Here is a 6,944-nt window from a genome sequence, read left to right on the forward strand (position 1 = left end):
CCCGGGTTGGTAGCTTGGAAGCATGATGCGCACGTGGCGGTGGCTGGCCGCAGTCCTGCTGGCGATGTCGGTGCTGCTGGTCGGCACCCCCGCCCACGCCGACGACAATGAGACCCCCAGTTCGTGGCGGATCACCAAGTACCACGTCGACGCCACCCCGGCCACCAACGGCACCACGACGGTCACCGTCGACCTCGACTTCGACTTCGCTCGCGACCCCGGGCACGGTCCGTTCATCGTCCTAGTCACCCGGATGCGGGTTCCCGACAACCCCGACCTGTGGCGCAACATCGACATCCGGGTGCAGTCGGTGACCAGTGCCACCGGTGCTCGCACCGACACCCAGATCACCCGCGAGGGTGACGCCATGCTGGTCAGGGTGGGGCGTCAGGGCACCCGGTTCACCGGTGTGCAGAACTACCAGATCACCTACACCGCCACCGGACTCATCGACCCCGACAACGCCAACAGCGGGCTCGACGAGTTCAACTGGACCGCGATCGGCCCGGCCTGGCAGGTACCGATCAACGACATCCGGGTCACCGTCAACGGCCCCGTTCCGATCGAGCGCACCGCCTGCTGGCAGGGCCGCTCGATGACCCTGTCGTGCGACGCCCCCGAACCCGGCCAGCAGTCGTCCACCTGGACCCTCGACCGGCTCGACCGCCGTCAGGGCATGCAGGTCGTCGCCGGCTTCCCCCCGGGCACCTACGCCGGCGTCGAGCCACGGTTCACCAAGCGCTACCACCTCGGCAACATGTTCCCGGTCACGCCGGCCACCGTCGGCGGCGCCGGCGTGCTCGGCGGGCTCGGGCTGCTGGCGGTGTTCAGCCTGTTCCGCCGCAACGGACGCGACCGGGCCTACTTGGGCCTCACCCCGGGACTGACCCCGGCAGCCGGGTCTGATGAGCGGGTCGGCTATGCCGGCAAGACCCCGGTGACGGTGCAGTTCCACCCGCCCAAGGGCGCTCGCCCCGGCGAGGTCGGGGTGCTGATCGACGAGACCTCCGACAACCGCGACGTCACCGCGACCATCGTCGACCTGGCGGTGCGTGGCCACCTCACCATCGAGCAGCCGAGTGAGTCGGAATTCACCCTGCGCCGGCTGCGGACCAACGACCCGGTCGCCCCGTACGAGGCCAAGCTGCTGCGCGACCTGTTCCTGGGCCAGAGCGTGGTCACCCAGTCCGACATGAGGCACAAGTCGCGTGCCGACGTGCTCACCAAGACCAAGCAGCGGCTCTACCAGCGCGTCACCAACGACCTCGGCTGGTTCCGCGGCAACCCGCAGAACACGCGCGCCGCCTGGGCGGCACTGGCCGTCGCCGCGATGATCGGCGCCCTGGTCGTCTCGGCCGTGCTCGGCGTCATTGGCTGGGGCGTGGCGGGCGCCGGTCTGGTGGTCTCGGCACTGGCCCTGTTCGCAGTGGCACGGCACATGCCCGCCCGCACCGCCGACGGGTCGGCCACTCTGGCCCAGACCAAGGGCTTCGAGCTCTACCTGCGCACCGCCGAGGCCGACCAGATCCGCTTCGAGGAGGGCATCGACGTCTTCAGCAAGTACCTGCCCTATGCCATCGTCTTCGGCGTCGCCGACCGCTGGGCACGGATCTTCCAGGAGCTGGCCGAGCAGGGTCGCTACCAGGGCGACACCTCGTGGTACGTCGGCAACCAGATGATGTTCATGCACTACGGCTTCGGCGGCATGGTCAACTCGCTCACCTCGTCGATGTCGAGCGCGATGAGCCAGGCTGTCACCGCCGCGAACACCTCGTCGGCGGGCAGCATCGGCGGCTCGGGCTTCAGCGGCGGGGGCGGCGGCTTCGGCGGTGGCGGCGGAGGCGGCTGGTGAGCCACCCGGCCCGCCGACTCGTGCTCGTGGCGGGCCCCTCCGGCAGCGGAAAGTCCCGGTTGTCACGACTCACCGGGCTGCCCCAGTTGCGACTGGACGACTTCTACCTCGACGACGACCACCCCGACATGCCCCGCTCTGACCTGGGCATCATCGACTGGGACGACGTCGCCTCCTGGGACCTACCGGCGGCAGTGGCGGCGCTCGAGTCGCTGATGACCACCGGCCGCGCCGAGGTGCCGGTCTACGAGATCAGCCTGAACCGGGCAGTGGGCACGCGCACCTTCGACCTCGAGGACGCGCCGGTGGTGCTCTGCGAGGGCATCTTCGCCCCCGACCTGCTGGCACCGTGCCGTGTCGCCGGGCTGCAACCGCTGGCGATCTGGCTTGACCGGCCACGGCTGCTCAACTTCGTCCGCCGTCTGGCACGCGACCTGCGCGAGCGACGCAAGCCGCCGTTGGTGCTGGTGCGCCGTGGCTGGCAGTTGATGGCGGACGAGCCGGCGCTTCGCCGACGGGCCCTCGGTCTGGGCTTCCAGCCGATGTCGATGAAGGAGGCAACCCGTGTGGTGGCAGGCACCGGCGCTGCGTGACGACGGGCTGGGCCGCGACCAGCCGATGCCGGGACCTCGGCCGTGGTGGGCACGCCGCTGGGCGGTGCTGGCGGCCTTCGTGGTGACCACGATGGTGGTGGCCGGGCTGATCATGACCGTCGGCGCCATGATGCAGGCCGACCCGTGGACCTACCTCGGTCTGGGCCAACTGCTCGGCACGATCGCCGGCTACCTGGTGGTGCTGTGGCTCGAGGGACGCCTGCGCAACCCACTGGAACTGGCACCACGCCGATGGGTTGGACTGCCTGCGGGCCTGCTGCTCGGCGCCGTGCTGGTGTCGGTGGCCGTGAGTCTCATCACGCTGCTCGGGTTCCGCGAGTTCACCGGCACCGACACCCCTGCACGGTTCTGGCAGCAGGTCTTCACCCTGGGCGTGGTGGCCGGGATCAGTGAGGAGATCCTGTTCCGCGGCATCTTCCACCGGTTCATCGAACGCTGGCTGGGCACCTGGGGCGCCACGGCTGCCGCCGGCCTGCTGTTCGGCCTGGCCCACCTGGGCAACCCGCAGGCGACGCTGTGGGGAGCGATCGCCATCGCGATCGAGGCCGGCCTGCTGTTCGGGGTGCTGTACTCACTGACACGTTCGCTGTGGGTGGTGATCGGTCTGCACGCCGGCTGGAACCTGGTGCAGGGTCTCGTCCACGGCTCGGTGGTCTCGGGCAGTTCAGGTCGTGGCCACGGCTTCCTGGTGAGCAACCCGAAGGGTCCGGCCCTGCTCAGCGGTGGCAACTTCGGCATCGAGGCCAGCCTGGTGACCGTGGTGCTGTTGCTGCTGGTCACGCTGTGGCTGGCGCGCCGGCTGTCGGAGCGCGGACTGGTGGTCGCGCCCTCGTGGCGGCGGCGTTCGGCGCCCGCCGTAGGCTTGGGCCATGACCCGGCTCTACATTCCGCGCGCCAACCAGACCGACCAGACCTGGGCGCGTGAACTGGTCGGCCGGGTCGGCCTCGGGCAACTGGTCACCGTCGCCGACGACGGCACTCCCGACTGCACGGTGCTGCCACTGGTGTGGACCGGCGACCGGGTACTGATGCACCTGGCCCGTGCCAACGAACACTGGCGCCGGATCGCCGAGGGCTCGTCCGGGCTGATCACGGTTCTGGGACCCCACGGCTACATCTCACCGACCTGGTACCCCACCAAGGCCGAGCACGGTCGGGTCGTTCCCACCTGGAACTACTCGACGGTGCAGTTGCGCGGACCGGTGACGGTGCACCGGGACGAGGCGTGGCTGCGCAAGGCGGTCACCCTGGTCACCGACCTGCACGAGGGCGGACGAGCCGACCGCTGGCAGGTCTCCGACGCCCCGGAGGACTACATCACCAAGTCGCTCAGGGTGATCGTCGGGGTGGAGATGCAAGTCGAGACCGTCGAGGCGAAGGCCAAGGCCAGCCAGAACCGCACCGCCCCTGACCGGGACGGGATCATCGCCCGGCTCACTGCCGACGGGGTTGACCCGACCGGCCTGGTCGAGGCACCTCGACAGGACTGAACGCGTCGCTCAGCTGACCAGTTGCTCAGCTGATGGGGGCCCAGCTCGGGCCGGTCTCGCCCAGCTTGTCGTCCAACTTGGCGAACAACGGGCTGGGCTTGGCCAGCGGTCGTCCGACCTCGATCGGCGTGGACTCCCACCGGGCCAGCGCCGAGGCGTAGTCACCGCGCAGCACCGGGTAGTCCGGGCCCCCCTCTTCGTCGACCACGACCAGCTCCGGCTGCGGCGCCCAGACGCCCTCACCGCCCAGTGCCTCGAAGATCCTCTGCGCGGCGTGCGGCAGCAGCGGGGTGAGCAGGGTGTTGCAGTCCTGCACGGCCTGCAGGGCGACGTGCAGCACCGTGTCGCGGCGCGCGGGATCGTCCTTGAGCTTCCAGGGCTCCTGGTCAGAGATGTACTTGTTGGCCAGCGACACGATGCGCATCGCCTCGGTGGTGGCGGCCTTGAACTTGCAGCGACCCCACAGGTCGCCGACGGTGGCGAAGGCCGCCTTCGACGCCTCGAGCAGCGCCCGGTCGTCCTCGGTGAGCTCACCGGCGGCCGGGATGGCGCCGACGTTCTTGTGCGCCATCGAGATCGAGCGGTTGACCAGGTTGCCCCACTCGTTGGCCAGTTCGTAGTTGTTGCGGCGCACGAACTCGTCCCAGGTGAAGTCGGCGTCCTGGTTCTCGGGGCCGGCGACCGCGATGAAGTAGCGCAACGAGTCCGGCCCGAACTCGGCCAGGAAGTCGCGCACGTAGATCACGTGACCGCGCGACGAGGCGAACTTCGACCCCGACATGGTCAGGTACTCCGAGCTGACCACCTCGGTGGGCAGGTCGAGGTGGCCGAGGACCGGTGACGGCTCGCCGCCCTTGGCGCCCTCGCCGTTGGCGCCGAGCAGGATGCCGGGCCAGATGACGGAGTGAAAGGTGATGTTGTCCTTGCCCATGAAGTAGTACGAGCGCGCCTCGTCGTTGGCCCACCACTGCTTCCACGCCTGGGGGTCGCCGCTGCGCTTGGCCCACTCGATCGAGGCCGACAGGTAGCCGATGACGGCGTCGAACCAGACGTAGATCCGCTTCATCGCCAGGTCGTCCCAGCCCTCGACCGGCACCGGGATGCCCCAGTCGAGGTCGCGGGTGATCGCGCGGGGACGAAGCTCCTTGAGCAGGTTCTGGCTGAACCGCAGCACGTTGGGGCGCCAGTCGTCGCGGGTCTCGAGCCACCGGCCCAGCGCCTCGGCCAGGGCGGGCAGGTCGAGGAAGAAGTGCTCGGTCTCGACGAACTCGGGGGTCTCGCCGTTGAGTCGGGAGCGCGGGTCCTTGAGGTCGATCGGGTCGAGTTGGCGTCCGCAGTTGTCGCACTGGTCGCCGCGGGCACCGTCGTAGCCACAGTGTGGGCAGGTGCCCTCGATGTAGCGGTCGGGAAGGGTGCGACCGGTCGAGGGCGAGATCGCGCCCTGCTCGGTCTGGGCGATGATGTAACCGTTGCGGTGCAGGGTGCGGAACAGTTCCTGGACGACCTCGCGGTGGTTGATCGTGGTGGTGCGGGTGTACAGGTCGTAGCAACAGCCCAGGGCGGCCAGGTCTTCGGCGATGATCCGGTGGTACTTGTCGGCGGTCTCGCGCGGGGTCAGCCCGTCCTTGTCGGCCTGCACCTGGATGGCGGTGCCGTGCTCGTCAGTACCCGAGACCATCAACACGTCGTGGCCCGACATGCGCATGTAGCGGCCGAACACGTCGGAGGGGACACCGAAACCTGAGACGTGGCCGATGTGGCGAGGCCCATTCGCATAGGGCCAGGCGACAGCAGCGAGAACATGCGCGCACATGGGCTCCAGCGTAGTGGTTGACCGATGGCTGCCCCGACCGGGTCGCTCGTCCTAGGCTTCGTACGTGAACCCCGACGACCTGCTCGCCCGCCACGCCAACGGCTGGGCCGCCACCGTGCTGCAGGTGCTGCGCACGCCGTGGCCCTACGGCGCCGCACACACCTCGACCGGCCCGGATGACTGCGAGGTCACGCCCACCCGGCTGCACCCGATGTTCCACGGCAGCCTCGACTGGCACTCCTCGTGCCACATGCAGTGGTCGGCGATCCGGCTGCTCACCTGCGGCCACGAGCTGGACGAGTCGGTGCGCGCCGAGTTGGTCGCCGAGCTCGACTCGCGGCTCACCGACGAGCACGGACGCACCGAGGCCGACTACCTGCGGGCTCGTCCGGGCTACGAACGCCCCTACGGCTGGGGGTGGCTCGCGGTGCTCACCGCCCAGGCTTCCGACGTGGCCGCAGGCGACGACGCCCTGGCCGAGCGGGCGACCGCCTGGCACCGGGCACTGGCGCCGGTGGCCGACGTGGTCGCCGACCACCTGGTCGCCTGGCTGCCCAAGCTGGCCTACCCGATCAGGCACGGGGTGCACTCCAACACCGCGTTCGGCCTGTCGCTCGCCCGCGACGGCTACGCCAGTCTGGGTCGCGACGACGTGGTCGAGGCGATCGACCGGGCTGCGCTGGGCTGGTTCCTCGACGACGTCGACCACCCCTCGGCCTGGGAGCCCAGCGGAGCGGACTTCCTGTCGCCGTCGCTGTGTGAGGCCGACCTCGTCCGCCGGATCCTGCCGCTGCGTGAGTTCGAGACCTGGCTTCGCACCTTCCTGCCGGTGCTGGCCGAACCGGACGACGTGCTGCTCCAGACGCCGGTCGTCCTCGATCGCACCGATGGGCACGCCGTGCACCTGTACGGGTTGGCGTTGTCGCGCGCGGCCCAGTTACGGTCGCTGGCGCCGCACTTGGACCGGTTCCGCGCCGAACGCGCGCTCGAGGCAGCGGCCGCGCAGACCGAGTTCGGGTTGACCGACCTCGAGCACGGTGACTTCATGAGCACCCACTGGCTGGTCTCGTTCGCCCTTCTCGGCGTGCCGCAGCAGCGCGACTGAGCTTGCCGGGCGGGTAAGCCCTTACCCTGAGTGTCAGTGTCAGGGTGGTGGCGGTCGCCTTCAGCGGCTG

General features: G+C 69.7%; 6 protein-coding genes. 5 read left to right on the forward strand and 1 reads right to left on the reverse strand.

The window, feature by feature from the left end; all coding sequences use genetic code 11:
* The first annotated feature begins 22 nt into the window (after positions 1-22).
* The 4 genes from IE660_RS05835 to IE660_RS05850 are packed head-to-tail and all read left to right on the forward strand — an operon-like array spanning position 23 to position 3,956.
* On the forward strand, positions 23-1,852 hold the full coding sequence (locus IE660_RS05835; RefSeq protein ID WP_203567375.1) for a DUF2207 domain-containing protein: 1,830 nt from the start codon (positions 23-25) through the stop codon (positions 1,850-1,852).
* Positions 1,849-2,445: a uridine kinase family protein gene (locus IE660_RS05840; protein WP_328701862.1), complete on the forward strand. Its 597-nt coding sequence runs from the start codon at positions 1,849-1,851 to the stop codon at positions 2,443-2,445. The genes IE660_RS05835 and IE660_RS05840 overlap by 4 nt, the downstream gene beginning before the upstream one ends.
* Positions 2,417-3,391, forward strand: a complete 975-nt coding sequence (locus tag IE660_RS05845; protein ID WP_203567376.1) for a CPBP family intramembrane glutamic endopeptidase — start codon at positions 2,417-2,419, stop codon at positions 3,389-3,391. The genes IE660_RS05840 and IE660_RS05845 overlap by 29 nt, the downstream gene beginning before the upstream one ends.
* A complete protein-coding gene (locus IE660_RS05850) occupies positions 3,336-3,956 on the forward strand; it encodes an FMN-binding negative transcriptional regulator (RefSeq protein WP_203567377.1) in 621 nt (206 codons plus the stop codon). The genes IE660_RS05845 and IE660_RS05850 overlap by 56 nt, the downstream gene beginning before the upstream one ends.
* A 25-nt stretch (positions 3,957-3,981) precedes the next feature.
* Here IE660_RS05850 and metG read toward each other — a convergent pair whose 3' ends face one another.
* Positions 3,982-5,769 carry a methionine--tRNA ligase gene (gene metG, locus IE660_RS05855; protein WP_203567378.1) on the reverse strand — a complete coding sequence of 596 codons (1,788 nt, stop codon included), beginning with the start codon at positions 5,767-5,769 and terminating at the stop codon, positions 3,982-3,984.
* Positions 5,770-5,833: 64 nt separating this feature from the next.
* Here metG and IE660_RS05860 point away from each other — a divergent pair, with 64 nt between their 5' ends.
* Entirely contained in the window at positions 5,834-6,874 is a 1,041-nt protein-coding gene (locus tag IE660_RS05860) for a DUF2891 family protein (protein ID WP_328701864.1), read from the forward strand.
* Positions 6,875-6,944: the final 70 nt, after the last annotated feature.

Source organism: Aestuariimicrobium ganziense (assembly GCF_015352975.1).
Classification (GTDB): domain Bacteria; phylum Actinomycetota; class Actinomycetes; order Propionibacteriales; family Propionibacteriaceae; genus Aestuariimicrobium; species Aestuariimicrobium ganziense.

Excerpts from the sequence above, each read along its gene's own strand:
- IE660_RS05835 (WP_203567375.1), top strand. The coding sequence starts at position 23 with ATGATGCGCACGTGGCGGTGGCTGGCCGCAGTCCTGCTGGCGATGTCG.
- IE660_RS05850 (WP_203567377.1), top strand. The coding sequence starts at position 3,336 with ATGACCCGGCTCTACATTCCGCGCGCCAACCAGACCGACCAGACCTGG.
- metG (WP_203567378.1), bottom strand. The coding sequence starts at position 5,769 with ATGTGCGCGCATGTTCTCGCTGCTGTCGCCTGGCCCTATGCGAATGGG.